General features: G+C 71.6%; 19 protein-coding genes. 13 read left to right on the top strand and 6 right to left on the bottom strand.

From position 1 onward, the window contains the following. The first annotated feature begins 265 nt into the window (after nucleotides 1–265). The 3 genes from ACIOJE_RS09225 (at nucleotide 266) to clpX (ending at nucleotide 3,141) form a co-directional block, all read left to right on the top strand. Nucleotides 266–883 (top strand): ATP-dependent Clp protease proteolytic subunit, encoded by a 618-nt coding sequence (locus tag ACIOJE_RS09225; RefSeq protein WP_360211667.1) that lies wholly within the window; start codon nucleotides 266–268, stop codon nucleotides 881–883. 56 nt (nucleotides 884–939) lie between these two features. Then, on the top strand, nucleotides 940–1,602 hold the full coding sequence (locus tag ACIOJE_RS09220; protein WP_280677142.1) for an ATP-dependent Clp protease proteolytic subunit: 663 nt from the start codon (nucleotides 940–942) through the stop codon (nucleotides 1,600–1,602). Nucleotides 1,603–1,851: 249 nt separating this feature from the next. Continuing rightward, complete coding sequence (gene clpX / locus ACIOJE_RS09215; protein WP_063347569.1) at nucleotides 1,852–3,141, top strand: ATP-dependent Clp protease ATP-binding subunit ClpX; 1,290 nt, start codon at nucleotides 1,852–1,854, stop codon at nucleotides 3,139–3,141. Between the two features lie 77 nt (nucleotides 3,142–3,218). On the opposite strand, the gene ACIOJE_RS09210 is transcribed toward clpX, so the two are convergent. Next, nucleotides 3,219–3,983, bottom strand: coding sequence for a hypothetical protein (locus tag ACIOJE_RS09210; protein ID WP_400774558.1), 765 nt, complete (start codon nucleotides 3,981–3,983; stop codon nucleotides 3,219–3,221). Between the two features lie 73 nt (nucleotides 3,984–4,056). Further along, nucleotides 4,057–4,902, bottom strand: a complete 846-nt coding sequence (locus tag ACIOJE_RS09205; protein ID WP_280677136.1) for a hypothetical protein — start codon at nucleotides 4,900–4,902, stop codon at nucleotides 4,057–4,059. 190 nt (nucleotides 4,903–5,092) lie between these two features. Here ACIOJE_RS09205 and ACIOJE_RS09200 point away from each other — a divergent pair, with 190 nt between their 5' ends. Together ACIOJE_RS09200 and ACIOJE_RS09195 are read left to right on the top strand one after the other, a co-directional pair. Then, the gene (locus ACIOJE_RS09200) at nucleotides 5,093–7,732 is read left to right on the top strand and encodes a valine--tRNA ligase (protein WP_400774556.1); all 2,640 of its coding nucleotides are present in this window, start codon (nucleotides 5,093–5,095) and stop codon (nucleotides 7,730–7,732) included. A 310-nt stretch (nucleotides 7,733–8,042) separates the two neighbouring features. Further along, complete coding sequence (locus ACIOJE_RS09195; RefSeq protein WP_280677134.1) at nucleotides 8,043–8,570, top strand: hypothetical protein; 528 nt, start codon at nucleotides 8,043–8,045, stop codon at nucleotides 8,568–8,570. A 27-nt stretch (nucleotides 8,571–8,597) separates the two neighbouring features. Here ACIOJE_RS09195 and ACIOJE_RS09190 read toward each other — a convergent pair whose 3' ends face one another. The 3 genes from ACIOJE_RS09190 to ACIOJE_RS09180 form a co-directional block, all read right to left on the bottom strand. Beyond that, nucleotides 8,598–10,142, bottom strand: coding sequence for a chitinase (locus ACIOJE_RS09190; protein ID WP_400774552.1), 1,545 nt, complete (start codon nucleotides 10,140–10,142; stop codon nucleotides 8,598–8,600). A 229-nt stretch (nucleotides 10,143–10,371) separates the two neighbouring features. Beyond that, nucleotides 10,372–11,532, bottom strand: a complete 1,161-nt coding sequence (gene wecB, locus ACIOJE_RS09185) for a non-hydrolyzing UDP-N-acetylglucosamine 2-epimerase (protein WP_400774550.1) — start codon at nucleotides 11,530–11,532, stop codon at nucleotides 10,372–10,374. A gap of 50 nt (nucleotides 11,533–11,582) precedes the next feature. Further along, nucleotides 11,583–13,016: a glycosyltransferase family 2 protein gene (locus ACIOJE_RS09180; RefSeq protein ID WP_400774548.1), complete on the bottom strand. Its 1,434-nt coding sequence runs from the start codon at nucleotides 13,014–13,016 to the stop codon at nucleotides 11,583–11,585. 174 nt (nucleotides 13,017–13,190) lie between these two features. On the opposite strand from ACIOJE_RS09180, the gene ACIOJE_RS09175 reads away from it, so the two are divergent. The 8 genes from ACIOJE_RS09175 to rodA all read left to right on the top strand — a co-directional run bounded on the left by ACIOJE_RS09175 (nucleotide 13,191) and on the right by rodA (nucleotide 22,056). After that, complete coding sequence (locus ACIOJE_RS09175) at nucleotides 13,191–14,582, top strand: folylpolyglutamate synthase/dihydrofolate synthase family protein (RefSeq protein ID WP_280677126.1); 1,392 nt, start codon at nucleotides 13,191–13,193, stop codon at nucleotides 14,580–14,582. A gap of 1 nt (nucleotide 14,583) precedes the next feature. Beyond that, nucleotides 14,584–14,934 (top strand): DUF4233 domain-containing protein, encoded by a 351-nt coding sequence (locus tag ACIOJE_RS09170; RefSeq protein WP_280677124.1) that lies wholly within the window; start codon nucleotides 14,584–14,586, stop codon nucleotides 14,932–14,934. A gap of 108 nt (nucleotides 14,935–15,042) precedes the next feature. Further along, nucleotides 15,043–15,456 carry a nucleoside-diphosphate kinase gene (ndk, locus tag ACIOJE_RS09165; protein ID WP_280677122.1) on the top strand — a complete coding sequence of 138 codons (414 nt, stop codon included), beginning with the start codon at nucleotides 15,043–15,045 and terminating at the stop codon, nucleotides 15,454–15,456. 319 nt (nucleotides 15,457–15,775) lie between these two features. Continuing rightward, entirely contained in the window at nucleotides 15,776–16,801 is a 1,026-nt protein-coding gene (locus ACIOJE_RS09160) for a rod shape-determining protein (RefSeq protein ID WP_280677238.1), read from the top strand. A 96-nt stretch (nucleotides 16,802–16,897) separates the two neighbouring features. Next, nucleotides 16,898–17,842, top strand: a complete 945-nt coding sequence (mreC, locus tag ACIOJE_RS09155) for a rod shape-determining protein MreC (RefSeq protein WP_400774546.1) — start codon at nucleotides 16,898–16,900, stop codon at nucleotides 17,840–17,842. A gap of 3 nt (nucleotides 17,843–17,845) precedes the next feature. Further along, nucleotides 17,846–18,487 (top strand): rod shape-determining protein MreD, encoded by a 642-nt coding sequence (gene mreD / locus ACIOJE_RS09150; protein ID WP_400774543.1) that lies wholly within the window; start codon nucleotides 17,846–17,848, stop codon nucleotides 18,485–18,487. Nucleotides 18,488–18,556: 69 nt separating this feature from the next. Further along, on the top strand, nucleotides 18,557–20,860 hold the full coding sequence (mrdA, locus tag ACIOJE_RS09145) for a penicillin-binding protein 2 (RefSeq protein ID WP_400774540.1): 2,304 nt from the start codon (nucleotides 18,557–18,559) through the stop codon (nucleotides 20,858–20,860). Beyond that, entirely contained in the window at nucleotides 20,857–22,056 is a 1,200-nt protein-coding gene (gene rodA / locus ACIOJE_RS09140; protein ID WP_280677116.1) for a rod shape-determining protein RodA, read from the top strand. Before mrdA ends, rodA begins: the two co-directional genes overlap by 4 nt. A gap of 120 nt (nucleotides 22,057–22,176) precedes the next feature. Here the strand turns inward: rodA and ACIOJE_RS09135 are convergent, their stop codons facing one another. Next, complete coding sequence (locus ACIOJE_RS09135) at nucleotides 22,177–23,469, bottom strand: M14 family zinc carboxypeptidase (protein WP_280677115.1); 1,293 nt, start codon at nucleotides 23,467–23,469, stop codon at nucleotides 22,177–22,179. Nucleotides 23,470–23,555 lie beyond the last annotated feature (86 nt).

The raw sequence follows: 23,555 nt of genomic DNA, 5'->3' as shown, positions 1-23,555 counted from the left end.
GCCCCGGTAGCCCCTGAGGCCCGCAGCGGGCCCGGACACCGTACGGTGTCCGGGCCCGCTGTCGTCCCACCGGGTGCGGTCGCGACCCTGCGCTCACAGCGAACAGTTCTGCGTGAGGGATTCTGCGGCCCGGCCTGCGCGTTAGGGTCCTTGGACAGCAACAATCACACCGTGATACCCGGAAGCTGTGCGACACCGTGAGAGCCGTGGAACGGCCCTCCAAATCGACTGAGCAGGTGGCTAAGTGACGTTCCCGCAGATGCAGATGCCTGGCCCGATGGCGCCGCACGCCGCCTCTGGTGACGTGCTCGGCGGCCTGGGCGACCAGGTGTACAACCGGCTGCTCAACGAGCGGATCATCTTCCTCGGCCAGCAGGTCGACGACGACATCGCCAACAAGATCACCGCGCAGCTGCTGCTGCTGGCCGCGGACCCGGAAAAGGACATCTTCCTTTACATCAACTCCCCGGGCGGTTCGATCTCGGCGGGCATGGCGATCTACGACACCATGCAGTACATCAAGAACGACGTCGTCACCATCGCGATGGGCATGGCGGCCTCGATGGGCCAGTTCCTGCTGACCGCCGGCGCCAAGGGCAAGCGCTTCTCGCTGCCGAACGCCAACATCCTGATGCACCAGCCCTCCGCAGGCCTCGGCGGCTCCGCCACCGACATCCGCATCCAGGCCGAGCAGCTGCTGCGCACCAAGAAGCGGATGTCCGAGCTGATCGCCTTCCACAGCGGCCAGTCCTTCGAGCAGATCACCAGGGACTCCGACCGCGACCGCTGGTTCACGCCGGAGGAGGCCCTGGAGTACGGCCTGATCGACGCGATCATGCACAGCGCCGCGGACGTCCCCGGCGGCGGCGGCACGGGCGCCTGAGCCTCGGCCCGGCCCACGAGACGACAGCCACAACGCCCCGGAGGACAAGGACCCCCATGAACATCCCCAGCCTGTCGGCCGCCCAGGCCCGCGTCGAGGACATGCGCGCCGAGGGCCGCTACATCGTCCCGCGCTTCGTCGAGCGCACCACGCAGGGCATCCGCGAGTACGACCCGTACGCCAAGCTGTTCGAGGAGCGCATCATCTTCCTCGGCTCGCAGGTCGACGACGTCTCGGCGAACGACATCATGGCGCAGCTGCTGTGCCTGGAGTCGATGGACCCGGACCGCGAGATCCAGATGTACATCAACTCGCCCGGCGGCTCGTTCACGGCCCTGACGGCCATCTACGACACGATGCAGTACGTGAAGCCGGACATCACCACGGTCTGCATGGGCCAGGCGGCCTCCGCCGCGGCCGTGCTGCTCGCCGCCGGCACCCCCGGCAAGCGGATGGCGCTGCCGAACGCCCGGATCCTGATCCACCAGCCGTACACCGAGACCGGCCGCGGCCAGGTGTCCGACCTGGAGATCCAGGCCAAGGAGATCTTCCGGATGCGCGAGCAGCTGGAGGAGATGCTCTCCAAGCACTCCAAGAAGCCGGTGGAGCAGGTGCGCGAGGACATCGAGCGCGACAAGATCCTCACCGCCGAGGAGGCCCTGGAGTACGGCCTGATCGACCAGATCATCTCCACCCGCAAGACCTCGCTGACCTCCTGAGGCCGGCATCCTCCGAAGCGGGGCGCGCACCAGGGTGCGCGCCCCGCTCGGGCTCATCGGCGGCCTCCGTAAACGGCATCTGTTCGGTATCAATTCGCCCAGGGCGTAGGGCAGACCCGGCGAAGAGGACGGAATCAGGGGCCCGGCAGAGTACCGTCGGATAGCGAGACCGATCGCCGTCGGCGTTGACGGTCCACAGCACCAGGCCCCGGAACCCCTGCGGGGCCCCTGGCGAAGGGGAAGCACCTCGTGGCACGCATCGGAGACGGTGGCGACCTGCTCAAGTGCTCGTTCTGCGGCAAGTCGCAGAAGCAGGTGAAGAAGCTGATCGCCGGACCAGGCGTGTACATCTGCGACGAGTGCATCGACCTGTGCAACGAGATCATCGAGGAGGAACTCGCCGAGACCTCCGAGGTGCGCTTCGAGGAGCTGCCGAAGCCCCGCGAGATCTACGAGTTCCTGGACCAGTACGTGGTCGGCCAGGACCTCGCCAAGAAGGCGCTGTCGGTGGCCGTCTACAACCACTACAAGCGGGTCCAGGCCGGCGAGGCGGGCCGCAGCGGCGGCAACGGCCGCGAGGACGCCATCGAGCTGGCCAAGTCCAACATCCTGCTGCTGGGCCCCACCGGCTCCGGCAAGACGCTGCTCGCGCAGACCCTGGCCCGGATGCTCAACGTGCCGTTCGCGATCGCGGACGCCACCGCGCTGACCGAGGCCGGGTACGTCGGCGAGGACGTCGAGAACATCCTGCTCAAGCTGATCCAGGCGGCCGACTACGACGTCAAGAAGGCCGAGACCGGGATCATCTACATCGACGAGATCGACAAGGTCGCGCGCAAGAGCGAGAACCCGTCGATCACCCGGGACGTCTCCGGCGAGGGCGTGCAGCAGGCGCTGCTGAAGATCCTGGAGGGCACCACCGCCTCGGTGCCGCCGCAGGGCGGGCGCAAGCACCCGCACCAGGAGTTCATCCAGATCGACACCACGAACGTGCTGTTCATCGTCGGCGGCGCCTTCGCCGGCCTGGAGCGGATCATCGAGGGCCGGGCCGGCGCCAAGGGCATCGGCTTCGGCGCCAACATCCGCTCCAAGCGGGAGTCGGACGCCAGCGACCACTTCCGCCAGGTGATGCCCGAGGACCTGGTGAAGTTCGGCATGATCCCCGAGTTCATCGGCCGTCTGCCGGTGATCACCAGCGTGCACAACCTGGACCGCGAGGCGCTGCTGCAGATCCTCACCGAGCCGAAGAACGCGCTGGTCAAGCAGTATCGCAAGCTCTTCGAACTGGACGGCGTGGAGCTGGAGTTCTCCCGGGACGCGCTGGAGGCGATCGCCGACCAGGCGATCCTGCGCGGCACCGGCGCGCGTGGTCTGCGGGCCATCATGGAGGAGGTGCTGATGTCCGTGATGTACGAGGTGCCCTCGCGTCAGGACGTCGCCCGCGTGGTGGTCACCGGGGACGTGGTCTCCAAGCACGCCATCCCCACCCTCGTCCCGCGCGACATGATCAAGCGTGAGCGGCGCGAGAAGAGCGCCTGACCCGCGTCCGGCACGGACGAAGGGGGCCCCGCACCGACCGGTGCGGGGCCCCCTTCGTCCGTGCCGGACGCCGTGGACTACTTGGGCACCTCGGCGACCGCGCGCAGGTCGCGGGAATCGGCGGCGAGCTTGTCCAGGTCCGGCTGGGTGCCGGAGTCGACCACCTTCATGACGATGACGATGCTGCTGTTGTCGGCCCAGGCGCACAGGCCCATCGTGGTGTCGTTGTCGGCGGCCACGGCGCACTCCATCGTGCCGCCCTTGGGCCCGGCGTCCACCGCGTGCCGGCCGCTGAGCTTCGGACCGCTCGCGGTGATGCCCGTGAACGCCTGGTCCAGCTCCTGCTTCGGCGCCAGGACCTTGCCGTAGGCGCCGACCGCGACCAGCTGCGGCTGCGACTGCGCGTCCTGGTAGAGGGCACCCACCCCGGTGGGCTTCCAGTTGCCGTCGCCCTTGCCGAAGCCCGAGGTGAGCTCCTTCTCTATGCTGTCGGTGACCTGGGGGTCGGTGTTCTTGGTCAGCTCCTTGAAGGTCGCCGGCAGGACGATCTTCTCGGTGCCCGCGTTGCTGGTCACGTCGTAGACGAGGTAGGCGAGCGTGCCGCCGCCCAGCAGCAGGACGCCGCCGACGACGCCGAGCACGGTCCAGAGCGTCTTGCGGGACTTGCGCGGCGGCGGCACCGGGGCGTACGCGCCGTACCCGGGGTAGGCACCGGGCTCGCCGGCCGGGGGATAGCCGGGCGGCGGGCCCTGCGGCGGGATGCCGCCGTAGCCCGGGGCGGCCGGCGGCGGTGCGTCGTATCCCGGCTGCGGCGGGGGGCCGTAGGGGTTCTGCTCGGTCACGCGAGACTCTCTCTGGTGGCGGTGCGCGGGCGCCGGCCGGCGGCCCGGGCGGCGGAAGGGGACGGTGTCCGGGTTACTTCGCGACGACCATCGCGTCGCGGATCGCCCGGGTCTTGTCGGCGGCCTGGGCCGGGGCGAGCCCCTGGGCGCCGCCGGTCAGGCTGATCTTGCTGAAGGTGATCCGGCCGGTGGTGGACTTGTCCGCCCACACGCAGACCGTGGGCCCGGCCTTGCCCGCGATGACGCTGGCCACGCCGCAGGCGAGCTTGGCCGAGGAGCTGTGGCCGTCCTGCGCCGGGAAGTCCGTCATCGGCGTGGACCAGGTCAGCCCGCCGGTGTCCTTCTTCGAGTCGGCGATGATCTGGTCGGGGTCGTTGAGCTCCCCGTAGACGCCGATCACCGAGAGCGTGTCGAGTGCGTCGGAGCCCTTGCTGTAGCTGGCCGCCAGCGCGTTGAGGTTCTTGCCGAACTTCGCCGCCTCGGGCTTGCTCGGGTCGACGGCCTCCTCCTTGGCCGACTTCTGGGTGTAGCCGTCCGGCAGGGACTGCGGCGCGGAGATCTTGTACTGGCCGCCGCTGTCGCCGCCGCCGAGGAACTTCCACGCGGCGAAGCCGCCGCCGCCCAGCACCAGCGCGCCGACGACCAGGCCGACCACCAGGCCGGTCCGGCCCTTCTTCGGCGGCGGCGGGTAGCCCGGCTGGCCGTACGGGGCCTGCGGCGGCACGCCGTACGGCTGCTGCGGGGCGCCGTAGGGCTGCTGGGGCGCGCCGTACGGCTGGCCGCCCTGCGGCGGGTAGCCGTACTGGGGCTGCGGGGCGCCGTAGGGCGGCTGCGGCTGCGGCGGACCGTACGGGGGCTGCCCCCCGTACGGCTGAGGCTGTGGCTGTCCCTGCGGATACTGCTGGCCCTGGCCGTACATCTGCGTTCGTGCTCCCCCGCCGCACCCGCGGCCTGTCGTGGTGTTGAGGTGTTCCGCACCCGCGCGGAGACCGGACGAGTGCCCGGGAACGGTACCGTACGGAGCCTGGAATCGAACCGTTCGGGCGGTGCGCGTCCGCGGAGCGAAAGCGGTTCGTAACACGCGCCCACGGTTACGTAAACTGTGCGTCGTGACCGACACGACGAACCAGCGCCCCGTGAGCACCTTTGCCGGGGACGAAGCAGCGACCCTCCCGACGACCTACACCCCCGCGGACGTAGAGGGCGAGCTGTACGAGCGCTGGGTGGAGCGTGGCTACTTCACCGCCGACGCGAAGAGCGACAAGCCCCCGTTCACCATCGTCATCCCCCCGCCGAACGTCACCGGCAGCCTGCACCTGGGCCATGCCTTCGAGCACACGCTGATCGACGCGCTGGTCCGCCGCAAGCGGATGCAGGGTTACGAGGCGCTGTGGCAGCCCGGCATGGACCACGCCGGCATCGCCACCCAGAACGTGGTCGAGCGCGAGCTCGCCAAGGAGGGCAAGTCCCGCCACGACCTGGGCCGGGAGGCCTTCGTCGAGCGCGTCTGGAAGTGGAAGGCGGAGTCCGGCGGCCAGATCTCCGGTCAGATGCGCCGCCTGGGCGACGGCGTGGACTGGTCCCGCGAGCGCTTCACCATGGACGAGGGCCTGTCCCAGGCCGTCCAGACCATCTTCAAGAAGCTCTTCGACGACGAGCTGATCTACCGCGCCGAGCGCATCATCAACTGGTGCCCGCGCTGCCTGACCGCCATCTCGGACATCGAGGTGGAGTACCAGGACGACGACGGCGAGCTGGTCTCGATCCGCTACGGCGAGGGCGACAACGCGATCGTCGTCGCCACCACCCGCGCCGAGACGATGCTGGGCGACACCGCGGTCGCCGTCCACCCGGACGACGAGCGTTACCGGCACCTGGTCGGCACCGAGATCGAGCTGCCGCTGACCGGCCGTCGGATCCCGGTCGTCGCCGACGCCCACGTCGACCCGGAGTTCGGCACCGGCGCCGTCAAGGTGACGCCCGCGCACGACCCGAACGACTTCGAGATCGGCCAGCGGCACGACCTGCCCTCGATCGCCGTCATGGACGAGCGCGCGGTCATCACCGTGCACGGCCCGTTCCTCGGCCTGGACCGGCTGGAGGCCCGCTCGGCGATCGTCGCCGCGCTGCGCGCCGAAGGCCGGATCGTCGCCGAGAAGCGCCCGTACGTGCACTCCGTCGGCCACTGCTCGCGCTGCAAGACCACCATCGAGCCGCGGCTGTCCATGCAGTGGTGGGTCAAGGTCGGCCCGCTCGCGCAGGCCGCCGGCGACGCGGTCCGCGACGGCCGGGTCAAGATCCACCCGCAGGAGATGGAGAAGCGCTACTTCGACTGGGTCGACAACCTGCACGACTGGTGCATCTCGCGCCAGCTGTGGTGGGGCCACCGCATCCCGGTCTGGTACGGCCCGGGCGGCGAGGTCGTCTGCGTCGGCCCGGACGAGCAGCCGCCCACCGGCGAGGGCTGGCACCAGGACAGCGACGTCCTGGACACCTGGTTCTCCTCCGGCCTGTGGCCGTTCTCCACGCTCGGCTGGCCGGAGCAGACCGAGAGCCTGGCGAAGTTCTACCCGAACTCCGTCCTGGTCACCGGCTACGACATCCTGTTCTTCTGGGTCGCCCGGATGATGATGTTCGGCCTCTACGCGATGGACGGCACCCCGCCGTTCCACACCATCGCGCTGCACGGCATGGTCCGTGACCAGAACGGCAAGAAGATGTCGAAGTCCTTCGGCAACGTGGTCAACCCGCTGGACTGGATGGACAAGTACGGCTCCGACGCGCTGCGCTTCACGCTGGCGCGCGGTGCCAACCCGGGCGTCGACGTGCCGATCGGCGAGGACTGGGTCCAGGCGGCCCGCAACTTCGCCAACAAGATCTGGAACGCCACCCGCTTCGCGCTGATGAACGGCGCCACCGTCGAGGGCCCGCTGCCCGCGCCGGAGGAGCTGACCCCGGCCGACCGCTGGATCCTCTCGCGCCTGAACAGCACCGTCACCGAGGTGGACGGGCTGTACGAGGACTACCAGTTCTCCAAGCTCTCCGAGGCGCTGTACCACTTCGCCTGGGACGAGGTCTTCGACTGGTACGTCGAGCTCTCCAAGACCACCCTGGCCAAGGGCGGCCCGCAGGCCGACGCCGCGCGCCGGGTGCTCGGCGAGGTCCTGGACGTCACGCTGCGGTTGCTGCACCCGATCGTGCCGTTCGTCACCGAGACGCTGTGGACCACGCTGACCGGCGCCGAGTCGCTGGTCATCGCCGACTGGCCGAAGGACGGCGGCTACCGCGACGCCGAGGCCGAGGCGGAGATCGCCACGCTGCAGCAGGTCGTCACCGAGGTCCGCCGGTTCGCCGTGAGCCAGGGCCTCAAGCCGGGCCAGCGCGTCCCGGCGCGGCTGGAGCTGGACGGCACCGTGCTGGCCGTCCACGAGGACGCGATCCGCTCGCTGCTGAAGCTGACCGTCCCCGAGGAGGGCTTCGCGGCCACCGCCTCGCTGCCGGTCGCCGGCGCCACCGTTTCGCTGGACCTCTCCGGCACCATCGACGTCGCGGCGGAGCGCAAGCGCCTCGCCAAGGACCTCGCGGCCGCCGAGAAGGAGAAGGCCCAGACCACCGCCAAGCTCGGCAACGAGGCCTTCCTGGCCAAGGCGCCGGACGAGGTGGTCGCCAAGATCAAGGCGCGCCAGGAGGCCGCCGAGGTCGACATCGCCCGGATCACCGCCCAGCTCGCGGCGCTGCCGCAGGGCTGAGCCCGCACCGGCCCGCGAGGGGCCGCACTCCGCGACGCGCGGGGTGCGGCCCCTCGGGCGTTTCCGGATGTCACCGCCCGGGCGCGGTGGGGTGTTCATTGCACTACGCCTAATAGCCCAGAAACATTGCTCCCTTCCGGCGAATATTCATCCTGGACCGGGTGAGGTCTTATTCCGCCCGAATTCATTCCGGTCTTGCCCGCGCGGTTTCGCGGAAGTTTGCAGGTCGGATGTGTACGGTGTGCACGGAGTTTCCGATAGGTGCTTCTGCTGAGCGTTCCTGCTGAGCCGACGGACGGGAGGGCATGGCGTGGTGGTGACCGAGGAGTTGGCCGACGAACTGCCTGCGGAGGCGGTGGAGGAAGCCAAGGCCAGGGCGGCGACCCTGCTGTTGGCGTTCCGGCACGGCAACCAGCTCGCGTTCGACCACGAGCTGGACCTGCTCCTCGCCGAGCACGCCGAACGAGAGGTGACCACCCTGCTCGCCTGGATCGCCGCCGAGGCCGTCCGCAAGGCGTACGCGCCCGAGGTCGGCGACCGGGTGCTGCGGGCGATGGCCCGCCGGTCCCCGGCCGACAGCGGCGCGGTCGCGGTGGACGAGGAGAGCGCGAACGCCGCCCTGCTGATCGAGGCGGTGGCGGCCGGCGAGGTGGCCGAGGTGCGCGGCCTGGTCGCCTCGACCGCCGACACCACCTTCCTGCTCGGCGGTCTGCTGCAGGGCGTCGCGATGATGCTGCCGCTGCTGCCCGAGGGCGAACTGGCCGAGATCACGGCCGAGTTGCGCCGCCGCCACGGCGGGCCCGGGGCGCACGTCCCGGAGGCCCGGGGCGGGGTCTGAGACCCCGCCCCGGGCCTGCGGGGGCCGTCACGGCATGGCGTGCAGGTGCGCGCCGATGGTGCCCGCGACCGGGTTGCCCGCCTTGGCGTCCCAGTTGGTCGACCAGGTCATCGCCCCGCCGATGCCCGGCCAGGTGGTGTCGGGCTTGTAGCTGCCGCAGTTGGTGCCGCCGGCCAGGCAGTCCAGCGCGTTGTCGACCACGCTCGGGCTGACGTACCCGCCGCCCGCCGCGCTGGTGGAGGCCGGCACCCCGAGCCCGACCTGGTCGGGCCGCAGCCCGCCCTTGAGCTGGATGCAGGCCAGTGCGGTGAGGAAGTTCTCGGTGCCCTGCGAGTAGACGTTGCCGTCGCAGCCGTTCATCGCACCGGAGTTGTAGTACTGCATGTTGACGATGGTGAGGATGTCCTTCACGTTCAGCGCCAGCTTGAAGTACTCCATGCCGGTCGACTGCATGTCGATGGTCTGCGGCGCCATGGTGAGGATGAACCCGTTGTCGGCCTTCGCGGCGAGCGAGTGCAGCGCCTGGCTCATGGAGGTGGCGTTGACGCCGTTCTCCAGGTCGATGTCGATGCCGTCGAAGCCGTAGCCCTGCATCAGCGACCAGGCGGTGTTCGCGAAGTTGGCCGCGGAGGTCGGATCGCTCACCGACACCGTGCCGTTCTGCCCGCCGACCGAGAGCACCACCTTCTTGCCGGCCGCCCGCTTGGCCGCGATGTCGGCCTTGAACTGGGCGTCGGTGTAGCCGCCGAGGCGGGAGGACAGGGCCGGGTCCAGGGTGAAGCTCAGCCCGCCCGGCGTGCTGGTGGCGTCCGCGAAGGAGACCGCGATGACGTCGTAGGCGGCCGGGACGTCGCTGATCCGCTGGACGGTGGCGCCGTTGTCGAAGTTCTGCCAGTAGCCGGTCAGGATGTGCTTGGGCAGGCCGGGCGGCCTGCCGGTCGAGGTGGCGGTCGGGCTGCCGGTGGGGGAGGGGCCGCCGGTGTCGGTGGCCGTCGGGCTCGGGCTCGGGCTCGGGGAGGTCGTGGCGGTCGGGCTCTGGGAGGGCTGCGGACCGCCCGGGCCGATCAGCGAGACGTCGTCGGCGAGGAAGGCGGGCTGGCCGTACCAGCCGTGCAGGTAGACGGTGACGCTGCTGGTGCCCGGGCCGGTGGTGAACGTGGTGCTCAACTGGCTCCAGCCGGCGGAGTTCGTCCAGGTGCCCGGGTCGGTGCCCCCGGTGCCGCGGGCGCCGAGGTAGACGTACGAGCCCTGGATCCAGGAGCTCAGCGTGTATGTCGAGGAGGGCTTCACGGCGACGGTCTGGGTGCACTCGCCGGTGTCGCCCGCGCCCGGGGTGGACTGCAGGGCGTAGCCGCCGGAGTGCACCGTCGCACTCTGGACGGCGCCGTTGCCGCAGGACCAGCCGGACAGGGTGCCGGTCTCGAAGCCGCCGTTGGTGATCAGGTCGGGGTCGGCGGCCTGGGCGCCGGGGCCGGTGGCGAGGACGAGCCCGCTCAGGCCCAGGGCGACGGCGCCGGCCCCGGCGAGCAGGGTGTGGACGGCGCGCGGGCGCCGGTGTCGGGCAGGTGGCATGACTCCATCTCCTGTGGGGGAGGCCCGGCGGCGCGCCCGGGTGGTGGGGGTGGAGCGCCGTCCGGGGTGTCGATGGTGCGCGTGCGGGAGCTACCGACAACTCAAGTCCCTGTTGGGAAAGGAGACTTGCCTCACAAGGTGGAGTAGACCAATCCGGCTGTCAAGAGGGCGCCGGGGCCCAGGGCGGGTCTGACCGTTCGCGTCGCGCGCTCGGCGGGAATGGTCAGACCTAGGCGGCCAGCGGCCGCGCCTCGGCGTCGACCGCGCCGGCCTCGGCCGGTTCGGCGATCGCGGCGGTCAGCGCGGCGATCCGGGCCGAGGCCAGGCCGTCGCCGTACGGGCTCGGAGTGGCCGCGAGCCGGGCGAGCCGCTCGGGGGTGTCGGCCAGCCAGGTCCGGGCCAGCTCGCCCAGCTCCTCGCCGGGGCCCACCAGCGCGGCGAAGCCCGCCGCGACGGCCTCCGGGCGCTCGGTGGAGCGGCGCACCACCAGCAGCGGGCGGCCGAGCACGGTGCACTCCTCCTGCACTCCTCCGGAGTCGGAGACCAGCAGCGCGGCGTGGCTCGCCAGGCCCAGGAAGTCGGCGTACCCGACCGGTCCGGTGACGGACAGGCGCTCCAGCAGGGCGTCCAGCCCGAAGCGCTCGACGGCAGCCCGGGTGCGCGGGTGCATCGGGAACAGCACCGGGGTGCCGGCCCGGGCGATCCGGTCCAGCTCGGCCAGCACGGCGCCGAGCGCCTCGGCGGTGTCGGTGTTCTCCGGGCGGTGCGCGGTGGCCAGGACGTAGCCGTCCGGGCTCAGCTCGTGCGCGGCGAGCAGCGTGGCGCGGGCCGCCCCGGTCGGCAGTTGACGGCGGACCACCTCGACGACGGTGTTGCCGGTGAGCGCGATCCGCTCCTCGGCGAGGGCCTCGGCGCGCAGGTTGGCGACGTTGTCCCCGGTGGCGGCGCAGAGCAGGTCGGAGACGTGGTCGACCATCACCCGGTTGTGCTCCTCGGGCATCGCCCGGTCGAAGCTGCGCAGCCCGGCCTCGACGTGCACCAGCGGGATCTCGCGGGCGTTGGCGGCCAGCGCCCCGGCGAGGGTGGCGTTGGTGTCGCCCTGGACGACCACGGCGGCGGGGCGGTCCTCGGCGAAGGCGGCGTCCAGCTGGCCGAGGGACTGGGCGATCTGGCCGGCCCGGGGGCGGCCGCCGACACCGGTGAGCAACTCCGGGCGGGGCAGGTCGAGGTCGCGCAGGAAGCGGCCGGACATCGCCTCGTCCCAGTGCTGGCCGGTGTGCACCAGCCGGGTGGCGTCGCCGAGTTCGTGGATCAGCGGGGCGAGCTTGACCAGCTCGGGGCGGGTGCCGAGGACGACGGCGACGCTGGCGGGAGGAAGGCGCATGCTCATGGGGAGGCTCCGAGGGGTGGGGCGGCTCAGGACGCGAGGGCGGTGGGGGCTCAGGACTCGAGCGCGGTGGGGGCGCCGAGGGCGGTCTTCTCGGCGTTGCGCCGGGTCTTGGCCCAGCCGTTGCGGCCGAGCACGATCCGGGCGGCGGCCCGGGCGGCGACCACGAAGAGGTGGTAGGCGTAGAGCCAGACCAGGACGCCCCAGAGCAGTCCGGTGAGCCGGCGGCGGTCGGGGTGGGCGAGCCGGCGGTAGGCGAAGCCCCAGAACACCATCGGCACGGTGGCGATCGCGAAGGCGAGCAGCATGTACGGCCCGAACCGGAGCTGGAAGTCGGCGGTCTCCGCGGGGAAGAGCACCAGGCCGGCCGCCGTGATCCCGATCGAGAGCGGGGTCAGCAGGACCAGCAGCACGCAGACGACCGGCTGCAGGAAGGTGTAGAGCACCTCGGCCTTGCCGGCCCAGGTGTAGAAGGGGGAGCGCAGCACCCGGCCGGTGTAGCGCAGGCACTGCATGTTGCCCTGGGCCCAGCGGGTGCGCTGGGTGAGGAAGCGGCGTAGCGAGATCAGGCCCTCCTGGGAGACCTGGGTCTCGGCGACGTGGGTGAGCCGCCAGCCGGCCAGACGCAGGTCGAGGCCGGACTCGTAGTCCTCCAGCAGGGCGCGCTCGGGCCAGGGGCGCCCGGCCCGGCCCTCCTCGGCGGTGAGCGAGTCGAGGGCGGTGAGGCGGACGAACTGGCCGTTCCCGCCGAGGCCGACGCTGCCGGTGCGGCGGCGCAGCAGCTGCATGCCGGCGTTGTTGGCCTGGAACTCGACGTCCTGCATCCGGACCAGGGCGCGGGCGAGCGCGTTGGCGGCGCGGCCGCGGCCGGGCAGCGGGAGTTCGTCGTCGGCGTTGCGCATCCGGACGCCGATCTGGACGGCGCCGGTGTCGGGGCGGGCGAGCGCCTTGTCGTTGCAGACCTGGGCGAGGGTGCCGGGGTCGAGCCGTCCGTCGGCGTCGACCACGCCGATCACCACGCGCGAGCGGTCGGTGTCCTCGGGCAGCCAGGCGGAGATCTCGCGGTAGGCGGCGTTGAGGGCGGCGCCCTTGCCGATCCGGGCGTGCGGGCGGCGGCGCTGGACGAGGTGGACGCGGTCGTCGTGGGCCGCGGCGGCGAGCACGAGGTCGCGGGTGGCGTCCTCGCTGTCGTCGTCGATCACCCACAGGTGGGCCTCGGGCGCGCTCTCGCGCAGGCCGGCCAGGGTCTGGGTGACCACGGCCTCCTCGTCGCGGCAGGGGATGACCAGGTGCCACCGGAAGGCGGTCGGGTCGCCGGGCTCGGCGGGCCGGTTGTGCTTGAAGGCGTGCCGGGAGCCGGCCCAGTAGACGAGGAAGCGTCCGAAGACGAAGGCCATGTAGCCGACGAGTGCCAGCGAGACCAGTCCGGCGAACCAGACGATGCCGTCCTGGCGGAGCACGATCCACTCGTGCAGAACGTCGGGCATGGCGTGGTTCTCCTCGTGATCAAAGGCGGTGCGGCTCCAGGTGGTGCGAATCGATGCTTCATTGCGGTTCAAAATCGCTAAATCAATAGTAAAGCGGGCAAACTGGAAAGTCTGCCCAAAGTGGCCGTTCTCACCCCGTGAGGACGGCCCGCCAACGCTCCGTAGACTGTGGTCGTGAGCGACAAGGCCGACCCGAACCCGTACACCCTCCGCCCCGCCGACGGCGACACCGGCGACGCCCTGCGCGACGTCGAAGTGGAGCTCTCCAAGCGCTGGCCGGAGAACAAGCTGGAGCCCTCGCTCGACCGGATCGAGGCGCTGATGGACATCCTGGGGCAGCCCCAGCGGTCCTTCCCCTCCATCCACATCACCGGGACCAACGGCAAGACCTCCACCGCCCGGATGATCGAGCAGCTGCTCAACGCCTTCGAACTGCGCACCGGCCGCTACACCAGCCCGCACGTGGAGAGCGTCACCGAGCGGATCAGCCTGGACGGCGCCCCGATCACCCCCGAGCGCTTCGTCGAGGTCTACAACGACATCGAGCCGTACGTGCGGATGGTCGACGCCCAGCAGCCGGTGCCGATGTCCTTCTTCGAGGTGCTGACCGGCATGGCCTACGCCGCCTTCGCCGACGCCCCCGTGGACGTCGCCGTGGTCGAGGTCGGCATGGGCGGCTCCTGGGACGCCACCAACGTCATCGACGCCGCCGTCGCCGTGATCACCCCGATCGGGCTGGACCACACCGACAAGCTCGGCGAGACCACCGGCGAGATCGCGGTCGAGAAGTCCGGGATCATCAAGCCCGGCTCGGTGGCCGTCGTCGCCCAGCAGCAGCTGGACGCCGCCCAGAACATCCTGCGGCGCGCCGTCGAGGTGGACGCCACGGTGGCCCGCGAGGGCATGGAGTTCGGCGTGATCCGCCGTGAGCTCGGCGTCGGCGGCCAGCTGGTGACGCTGCGTGGCCTCGGCGGCGAGGAGTACGAGGACGTCTTCATCCCGCTGCACGGCGAGCACCAGGCGCAGAACGCGGCGCTGGCGCTGGCCGCGGTCGAGGCCTTCTTCGGCGTCGGCGGCGCCCGCGGCGGGCAGCTCGACGTGGACAAGGTCCGCCAGGCCTTCTCCGGTGTCTCCTCGCCCGGTCGCCTGGAGGTCGTCCGCCGCAGCCCCACGATCATCCTGGATGCCGCGCACAACCCGCACGGCGCCCGCGCCACCGTCGCCGCCCTCGGCGAGTCCTTCGGCTTCACCCGGCTGGTCGGCGTGATCGGCACCTCCGGCGACAAGGACGTGGCCGGCGTGCTGGAGGCCTTCGAGCCGATCCTCGCCGAGGTCGTCATCACCCAGAACACCACCCACCGCGCGATGGACGTCGACGCGTTGGCGGCGCTGGCCGTCGAGATCTTCGGCGGGGACCGCGTCCAGGTCGAGCCCCGGCTCGACGACGCCATCGCCGCCGCCGTCACCCTCGCCGAGGAGGAGGGCGACCTCGGCGGCGCCGGGGTGCTGGTCACCGGTTCGGTCATCACGGTGGGCGAGGCCCGCCTGCTGCTCGGGAGGAAGTGACATGAGGACGCTCTGCTCCTCGACGCTGATCGGCGAGGCCTTGCTGATCCTCTTCGCGGCGCTGGTCGCGATGCAGCTCTCCGACGTCTCCACGGCCACGGTGTGGATCGTCAGCGGCATCGCCATGGCGCTGTGCGTCGCGCTGTGCGGCATGATCAACCGCCCCGGCGCGGTGCCCGTCGGCTGGGCGCTGCAGATCGGGCTGATCGCCAGCGGCTTCATCCTTCCGACGATGTTCGTCCTCGGTGTGGTCTTCGCCGGCCTGTGGTGGTGCTCGGTGCACTACGGCCGCAAGGTGGACGAGTTCAAGGCCGCCCGCGCCGCCGCCGAGGCGGCCGCCGTACAGGCTTAGCGCCCGGACCGGCGGGCCGACACGCCGCTCACGCAAGGTAATCTCTGCGTGTCGGCTCCCGCCTGGCGGCCCGACTGTCTGCCGAACCGAATCCCCAGGAGACGCACCGTGTCCCAGCGCACTCTCGTCCTGCTCAAGCCCGACGCCGTCCAGCGTGGCCTGGCCGGCGAGATCATCAGCCGCATCGAGCGCAAGGCCGGCTGGCGGCTCACCGCCGTCGAGCTGCGCACCTTCGACCGGGCGACGCTGGAGCAGCACTACGCGGAGCACGTCGGCCGCCCGTTCTACGAGCCGCTGCTGGAGTTCATGACCTCCGGCCCGTCGATCGCCCTGATCGTCGAGGGCGAGGAGGTCATCCGCGGCATCCGGATGCTGGCCGGCGCGACCAACCCGCTGGAGGCCGGGGCGGGCACCATCCGCGGCGACTACGCGACGATCACCCGCGAGAACCTGATCCACGCCTCCGACTCCCCGGAGTCGGCCGAGCGCGAGATCAAGATCTTCTTCCCGGCGCACGCCTGAGCCAGGCCGGGCTGCACGCCCGAGGGACCTTGGCACTGCCCCGGTCGGGACCATTGGCCCGGCCGGGGCATTCTTATCGTGAAATAGGGAACTGGGGACGCCGACACGGCGTCCCAATGCCCGGAGAAGCGATCACGCTCCGGACAATGGACGGTATGCCCCGCGTCGACGTCCGTGCCGTGCGGCGTGACTACGATGGACGCGACTCAAGGGCCCGGTCAGGCAGCTCAGCTGGTCTCCGCCCAAGCGTGGGCGCGCTTCCGTCCAACCCCCATGAACTCCGAGCCCGGGAAGGCACCTACACCCCATGGCGAGCAACCTGTCGTTCATCGGCCGCGACTTGGCGATCGACCTTGGAACTGCCAACACGCTGGTGTACGTCAGGGGCAAGGGGATCGTCCTCAACGAGCCGTCCGTCGTCGCGGTGAACACCAACACCGGCGGCATCCTGGCGGTCGGCGCCGAGGCGAAGAAGATGATCGGCCGCACCCCGGGCAACATCGTCGCCATCCGCCCGCTCAAGGACGGCGTGATCGCCGACTTCGAGATCACCGAGCGGATGCTCCGCTACTTCATCCTCAAGATCCACCGCCGCCGCTACCTCGCCCGCCCCCGGGTCGTGGTCTGCGTGCCCTCCGGCATCACCGGGGTCGAGCGCCGCGCCGTGATCGAGGCCTCCTCGCAGGCCGGCGCCCGCCAGGTGCACATCATCGAGGAGCCGATGGCCGCGGCCATCGGTGCCGGGCTGCCCGTCCACGAGGCCACCGGCAACATGGTCGTCGACATCGGCGGCGGCACCACCGAGGTCGCGGTCATCTCCCTCGGCGGCATCGTCACCGCCCAGTCCATCCGGGTGGCCGGCGACGAACTGGACAACGCGATCGTCCAGCACATCAAGAAGGAGTACTCGCTGCTCCTCGGCGAGCGCAGCGCCGAGCAGATCAAGATGAGCATCGGCAGCGCCTTCGGCCTGGAGGGCGAGAAGGACGAGCACGCCGAGATCCGCGGCCGCGACCTGGTCAGCGGCCTGCCCAAGACCGTGGTCATCTCCGCCGCCGAGGTCCGCGAGGCCATCGACGAGCCGGTCAACTCGATCATCGACGCTGTGAAGACCACCCTCGACCAGTGCCCGCCCGAGCTGGCCGGCGACGTCATGGACCGCGGCATCGTGCTCACCGGCGGCGGCGCCCTGCTGCGCGGCCTCGACGAGCGGCTGCGCCGCGAGACCGGCATGCCGATCCACATCGCCGAGAACCCGCTCGACTCGGTCGCGCTCGGCTCCGGCAAGTGCGTCGAGGAGTTCGAGGCGCTCCAGCAGGTACTGGACGCGCACCCGCGCCGTTAGTACCGACGAGACATCCGACACTCAACTGAACGGGCCGACCGCCCGGGCCCCACCGCCCGGGCGGTCGGCCAGGTACGAAGGGGCAGTACCAGCACCGTGAGGGACACACGAGAGAGCCGGCTGCTGCTCATCCTGCTGGTGGCCGTCGCCTTCGCACTCATCACCGTGGACATCAAGGGCGGTGAGAGTTCCCCGCTCGGCGGTGCCCGACGCGCGGCCGCCGGCGTCCTCGGCCCGGTCGAGCGCGGCGCGGCCACCCTCGTCGACCCGGTGGCCGACACCGTCCGGGCCTTCCGCGACGCCGCCGGCAACAACGGCCGCACCGACCAGCTCACCCGCGAGAACACCGAACTCCGGCAGAAGCTCGCCTCCTCCGACATGGCCACCGGGCGCACCAAGCAGCTCGACGACCTGCTGCGCACCGCCGGCGCCGGCGGCTACACCGTCAAGGCCGCCCAGGTCATCGCGATCGGCCCGGCCCAGGGTTTCTCCTGGACCATCACCATCGACGCCGGCAGCGACGACGGCCTGGCCCGCGACATGACGGTGATCAACGGCCAGGGCCTGGTCGGCCGGATCACCACCGTCGCCCCGACCACCGCCACCGTGCTGCTCGCCTCCGACCCCGGCTTCTCGGCCGGCACCCGGCTGGAGGGCACCGGCGAGATCGGCTTCGCCTCCGGCGGCGGCACCAGCCCGATGAAGGTCTCGCTGCTCAACGGCAAGGCCCAGGTCAAGGCCGGCGACCGGCTGGTCACCTTCGGCTCGCAGAGCGGCCGCCCGTTCGTGCCCGGCGTGCCGGTCGGCAAGGTGGTCGAGGTCGAGGCCACCCCGGGCCAGCTGACCAAGACCATCATGGTCGAGCCCTTCGTCCAGTTCACCCGGCTGGACCTGGTCGGCGTGGTGGTCGTGCCGCCGCGCAGCGACCCGCGCGACGGCGTCCTGCCGCCGGCCCCCGCCCAGGGACAGGCCCCGGCTGCCCCCACCCAGGCCCCGGCCACGCCCGCCGCCCCGCCCGCCAAGCCCACTGGGGGGAACTGAGCCATGCGCCTCGCCCGCATTCCCGTCTCCGCCGTCCTGATCCTGCTCGGCCTGATCCTCCAGGTCAGCGTCTTCGGCCGGCTCCAGCTCCCGGGGGCCACCCCGGACATACTGCTGCTCGTCGTGGTCGGTCTGGCCATGGTCTACGGGCCGTCCGGCGGCTGCGTGGTCGGCTTCTCGGCCGGCCTGCTGGCCGACCTCGCGCCGCCCTCCGACCACGCGATCGGCCGCTACGCGCTGGTGCTCTGCCTGATGGGCTACGCCGCCGGGCTGCTGCGCCCGGACCACGGCCGCCAGCGGTCGGTGTCCGGCGCGCTGCTGGCGGTGGCCGGCGCGGCGGTCGCCTCCACCCTGCTGTACGCGATGGTCGGCGCCCTGGTCGGCGACACCGCGGCCCGGCACGTCGGCCTCGGCGGCCTGGTGGTCAGCGCCCTGCTGTACGACCTGCTGCTGGCGCCGTTCGTGGTGCCGCTGGTGATGCTGATCGGCCGCCGCTTCGGGCGCGACCCGGTGAGCGCCGCCAGCGACGACGACGAGGGCGGCCCCGGTCTGGGCACGCTGGCCCGCTACCGCACCACGCGTGAGGCCTCGGCCGGCCCGTCCTACAAGAAGCGGCGCGTGCCCGGCTTCGCCCGGCGCCCGTAACCGGCCCGGCGCCCGTCACCGGTCCGGACCCCGACCTCCCGACTTCCCGCATCCTGGAGCGCACGAGACGTGAGCAACATCCCCGAGACCGGCCGTACCCGGCGGGTGACGATCCGTCTGGTGGTGCTGCAGATCCTGGTGCTGTCGCTGCTCGCCACCCTCGGCGGGCGGCTGTGGTACCTGCAGATCCGCAACGCCAGCGTCTACACCGCCAAGGCGACCGGCAACCACATCCGCGAGGTGGTCGAACCGGCCGTCCGCGGCGAGATCCTGGACGCCTCCGGGCGGATCCTGGCCGGCAACGAGACCCGACTGGTGGTCTCGGTCAGCCGCACCTCGCTGCTGCAGCAGAAGGACGGCGGCAAGGCGGTGCTCGGCCGGCTGGCCGACGTGCTGGGGATGCCCGCCAAGGACGTGCAGGAGAAGGTCCGGCTCTGCGACGCCAAGACCCCGCAGCCCTGCTGGAACGGCTCGCCCTACCAGCCGATCCCGGTCACCAAGGAGGCGACCACCCAGCAGGCGATGCAGATAATGGAGCGCCGCGAGGACTTCCCCGGGGTCACCGCGCAGCCCACCGCCGTGCGCCGCTACACCGGCGCCGAGGGCGCCAACATGGCCCAGGTGCTCGGCTATCTCTCGCCGGTCACCGACGACGAGGTCAGCAAGACCGCCGACAAGAGCGGCCTGGACCGCTACCTGCCGGCCGACCAGATCGGCCGGGCCGGGCTGGAGTCGGTGTACGACCGCGACCTGCGCGGCACCGCCGGCATCACCCAGCTGGAGGTGGACAACCTCGGCCGGGTGATCGGCACCGCCGGCACCGCGGCGCCGCAGACCGGCAACAACCTGGTCACCAGCATCGACGCCCGGGTGCAGAAGGTGGTCGAGGACAACCTGGCGCAGGCCATCTCCGACGCCCGGAACACCTTCGACAAGGTCACCAACCGCAACTACGAGGCCGACTCCGGCGCCGCCGTGGTGATGGACGTCCACACCGGACGGATCGTCGCCATGGCCAGCGCGCCGACCTACGACCCCAACCTCTGGGTGGGCGGCATCAGCGGCAAGGACTACCAGTCGCTGAACAGCAAGGACTCCAACTTCCCGCTGCTGAACCGGGCCATACAGGGTCAGTCCGCCCCCGGCTCGACCTTCAAGGTCATCTCCACCACCGCCGCCGTGGAGGCCGGCTACCCGCTGGACGGGACGTACGCGTGCCCGAAGAGCGTGACCATCGGCGGCCGCGAGTTCAAGAACTTCGAGAGCGAGAGCTTCGGCTCCATCACCCTGGAGAGGGCGCTGGAGGTCTCCTGCGACACCGTCTTCTACGGCCTGGCGAACGACCAGTGGCTGAAGGACGGCGGCATCAAGCCGAAGAAGGACCCGGGCGACTGGTTCTTCAAGACCGCCCACCAGTTCGGCCTCGGTGCCAAGACCGGCATCGACCTGCCCGCCGAGGTCACCGGCCGGGTGCCGGACCGGCAGTGGAAGCAGTCCTTCTACGACAACAACAAGGACGCCTGGTGCAAGCAGGCGGCGCAGGGCGGCAACAGCTTCTCCGACCAGATCGCCAAGGAGAACTGCGTCGACGGCTACCAGATGCGCGCCGGTGACGCCGCCAACTTCGCGATCGGCCAGGGCGACACGCTCGTCACCCCGGTCCAGATGGCCCGGATCTACTCGGCGCTGGCCAACGGCGGCACCTTCTACCGGCCGACCATCGCCAAGGCGGTGATAAGCCCGAGCGGGGATCTCGTCCGCGAGATCGCCCCGCACGAGGACGCCAAGTTCCCCGGCGACCAGAAGCTGCTGAGCTACATCAACCAGGCCACCGCGGGTGTCATCACCAGCGGTACCGCCGCCTGGAAGTTCGCCGGGGCCGGCTGGCCGCAGGACAAGATCGAGCTGCACGCCAAGACCGGCACCGCCGAGGTCGAGGGCAAGCAGACCACCTCCTGGCTGACCACGTACAGCAAGGACTACGCGGTCGTCATGACGATCAGCCAGGGCGGCACCGGCTCCGGCGGTTCGGGTGACGCGGTCCGCCGGATCTACCAGGCGCTGTACGGCGTCGACGACAAGGGCGCCATCGACAACGGCAAGGCGCTGCTGCCCGCGCCGCAGGCCGAACTGCCGAAGTTCAACGCGGACGGCACCGCGATCGTCAAGCCGGCCGCCTACACCGTCGACCCGGCCCCGGCCGGCGTGGCCCCGGCCGCTGTGACCCCGGCCCTGCTGGACGCGGTGCAGGGCGGGCCGGCCCCGGCATCGGCCTTCCTCGACCCGCCGCAGCCGACCGACCGGCCGGCTCCGGGCACCGCGGCCGACGCCGCACTCGAACCGAACCGCGGCCCGGGAAGGGGGCGGGCATGACCTCCTACGGCTCGTACCGGCAGCTGCGGCTGACCCCGCAGCGCAGCGGGGTCTCCAAAGCCCTGGCCAAGGACTCCCCGCTGTGGCGGCTGGACTGGATACTGCTGCTCGCCGCGCTGGCCCTGTCGCTCGGCGGCTCGCTGCTGGTCTGGTCGGCGACCCGCGGGCGGGACTCGCTCACCCACGGCGACCCGCAGTACTTCCTGTACCGGCACCTGACCAACCTGGTGGTCGGGCTGGTGCTGTGCGCGGTGGTGATAGGGATAGGGAGTCGGCGCTTCCGCACCCTGGTGCCGTTCCTGTACGTCGGCGTGATCCTGCTGCTGCTCGCCACGCTCAGCCCGCTGGGCTCGACCATCAACGGCGCGCACTCCTGGATCCAGCTGGGCGGCGGCTTCTCGATCCAGCCGGCCGAGTTCGCGAAGCTGGCGATCGTGCTGTCGATGGCGGTCGTGCTGTCGGACCAGGTGGACGCGGGGGAGCGGGAGTTCCCCTCGCACCGGGCGGTGTTCCGCGGCCTGGTCTGGGCCTGCCTGCCGATGTGCATCGTGCTGCTGATGCCGGACGCCGGCTCGGTGATGGTGATGGCCTCGATCGTGCTGGGCATCCTGCTCGGCTCGGGGGCGGCCAACCGGTGGGTGCTCGGGCTGCTGCTGGCGGGCGCCGGCGGGTGCGTGGCGATCTGGAAGCTCGGGGTGCTGAGCAAGTACCAGATCGACCGCTTCGCCGCCTTCGCCAACCCGCAGCTGGACCCGTCCGGCGTCGGCTACAACACCGCGCAGGCCCGGATCGCGATCGGCTCGGGCGGGCTGACCGGCAAGGGGCTGTTCCACGGGACGCAGACCACCGGGCAGTTCGTGCCGGAGCAGCAGACCGACTTCGTGTTCACGGTGGCCGGCGAGGAACTGGGCTTCATCGGGGCGCTGGCGATCATCGTGCTGGTCGGCGTGGTGCTGTGGCGGGCCGGCCGGATCGCCCGGCAGGCGACCGACCTGTACGGGACGATCGTGGCCGCGGGGATCATCGCCTGGCTCTCCTTCCAGGCCTTCGAGAACATCGGGATGTGCCTGGGCATCATGCCGGTGGCGGGCATCCCGCTGCCGTTCGTCTCCTACGGCGGGTCGTCGATGTTCGCGGTGTGGATCGCGGTCGGGCTGCTCCAGGCGGTCCGCAGTCAGCGGCCGATAGCGGCCTGAGCGAGCCGTCCGGCGAGGGCCGGTCCGAGAACCTCTCGGGCCGGCCCTCGCGGTGTCTGCCGCGGCGCACCCGGGACCACAACTCGGCCACCTGGAAGGTGAGTTGGGGCTAGCCCCGGGTCAGAGCAGGCAGTCGGCGGCGGTGAGCACCGCGCGGACCTGGTGGGCCAGCTGGTCCTGGACCGGCACCCAGCGGGCGCCGAAGCGGTGGCGCAACCGGTCCAGGCTCTCGGTGACGATGTCGCGGGCCCGGCCCCGGGCCGCCTCCACCGCCGGACCGCCGGTGTCCGCCAGCAACCGCAGCAGCATCGACGCCACCCGCAGCGGGATCCGGGCCGCGACGATCCCGGCGGTGGTCACCCGGGACACCGTGAGCGGCTCGGCGCACCAGCGGGCCAGCCACTCGTCCGCCACCGGCGGGCAGACCTCCAGGGTGAACCCGGCCGTGCGCACCAGCGCGCCGTACCTCGCCCTGGTGTGCGCGGGCACCTGGGCCAGCAGTCCGGAGAGCTCCTCGGCGCGCTCCCGCAGCGTCCGGGCCGCGGCGCCGACCGCGCGCTCCACCGCCGGGTGCGGGCGGCCGTCGCCGACCGCGTCGACGGCCCACATCGGCACCTCCAGCACGGCCGTCACCCCGCCGTACCGGCGGGCGTACGACCAGGTGGACAGCTCCGGCTCGTCCGGCAGCACCCGCGAGCGGCCGGCGCCGTCCGCCGCGGGCATCAGGTACGTGCCGGGGGACGGGCTGGCCCAGCCGAGCGCGTCGAAGGGGTCGACGTCCAGCGGGAGGCCGGCACGGCGCACCGAGGAGGCGAAGAGCTCGGGCAGCCGTGGCACCGGAGAGGTCAGCTGGATGAAGGCGCCGCCGAAGTCCACCCCGTGCAGCGAGCACTGCAGGAACGGGCGCAGCTCGTCGATCAGGCCCGTCAGCGCCAGGCTCTCCGGCATCGGGGGCCGGCCCGCGTCGGCGGCCGGCAGCAGTTCGGGCTGCTCCTCGAAGGAGGGACGGAAGAAGTGTTCGTAGTGCCGGCGCATGGTGAGCGGTCCGTCCAGCCAGCCCGCGTTGAGCGCGGCGCCGTCCGGGTCCAGGCAGAGCAGCAGGTGCCAGGACAGGCCGGGCCGGGCCTGGCGCGCCAGCAGCACCTCGGCCAGCCGCAGGGCGCCGGCCGTGCCGATCGGCTCGTTGGGGTGCGGGCCGCCGACGACCAGGACCGCGCGCGGGCCCCGGTCGACGGACAGCAGCAGCAGCGGGCGCCCGGCCCGGGACCGGCCCACCTCGCGCAGCCGGCAGCGCTGCGGGTGGCGCAGCGCGAGCCGCCGGGCCGCGGTCTCGGCCTGGGCCACCGTGGGGTAGCGGGCCGGCCGGGTGTCGAGGGGCCGGCAGGGGCGGGCCCGCCGGTCGGTGTCGGTCATGGCTCTCCTAGGGCGTGTCCGCGTGGCTGCCCGGCTGCCAGGCCGTCGGGGCGTGCGGGTGCGCCGCCGGACGCGGTCGGCGGGGC

The organism is Kitasatospora sp. NPDC087861 (assembly GCF_044742585.1).
Lineage (GTDB): Bacteria > Actinomycetota > Actinomycetes > Streptomycetales > Streptomycetaceae > Kitasatospora.
Note: the sequence above shows the minus strand (reverse complement) of the source record. Positions and strands in the feature narration are given on the sequence as shown.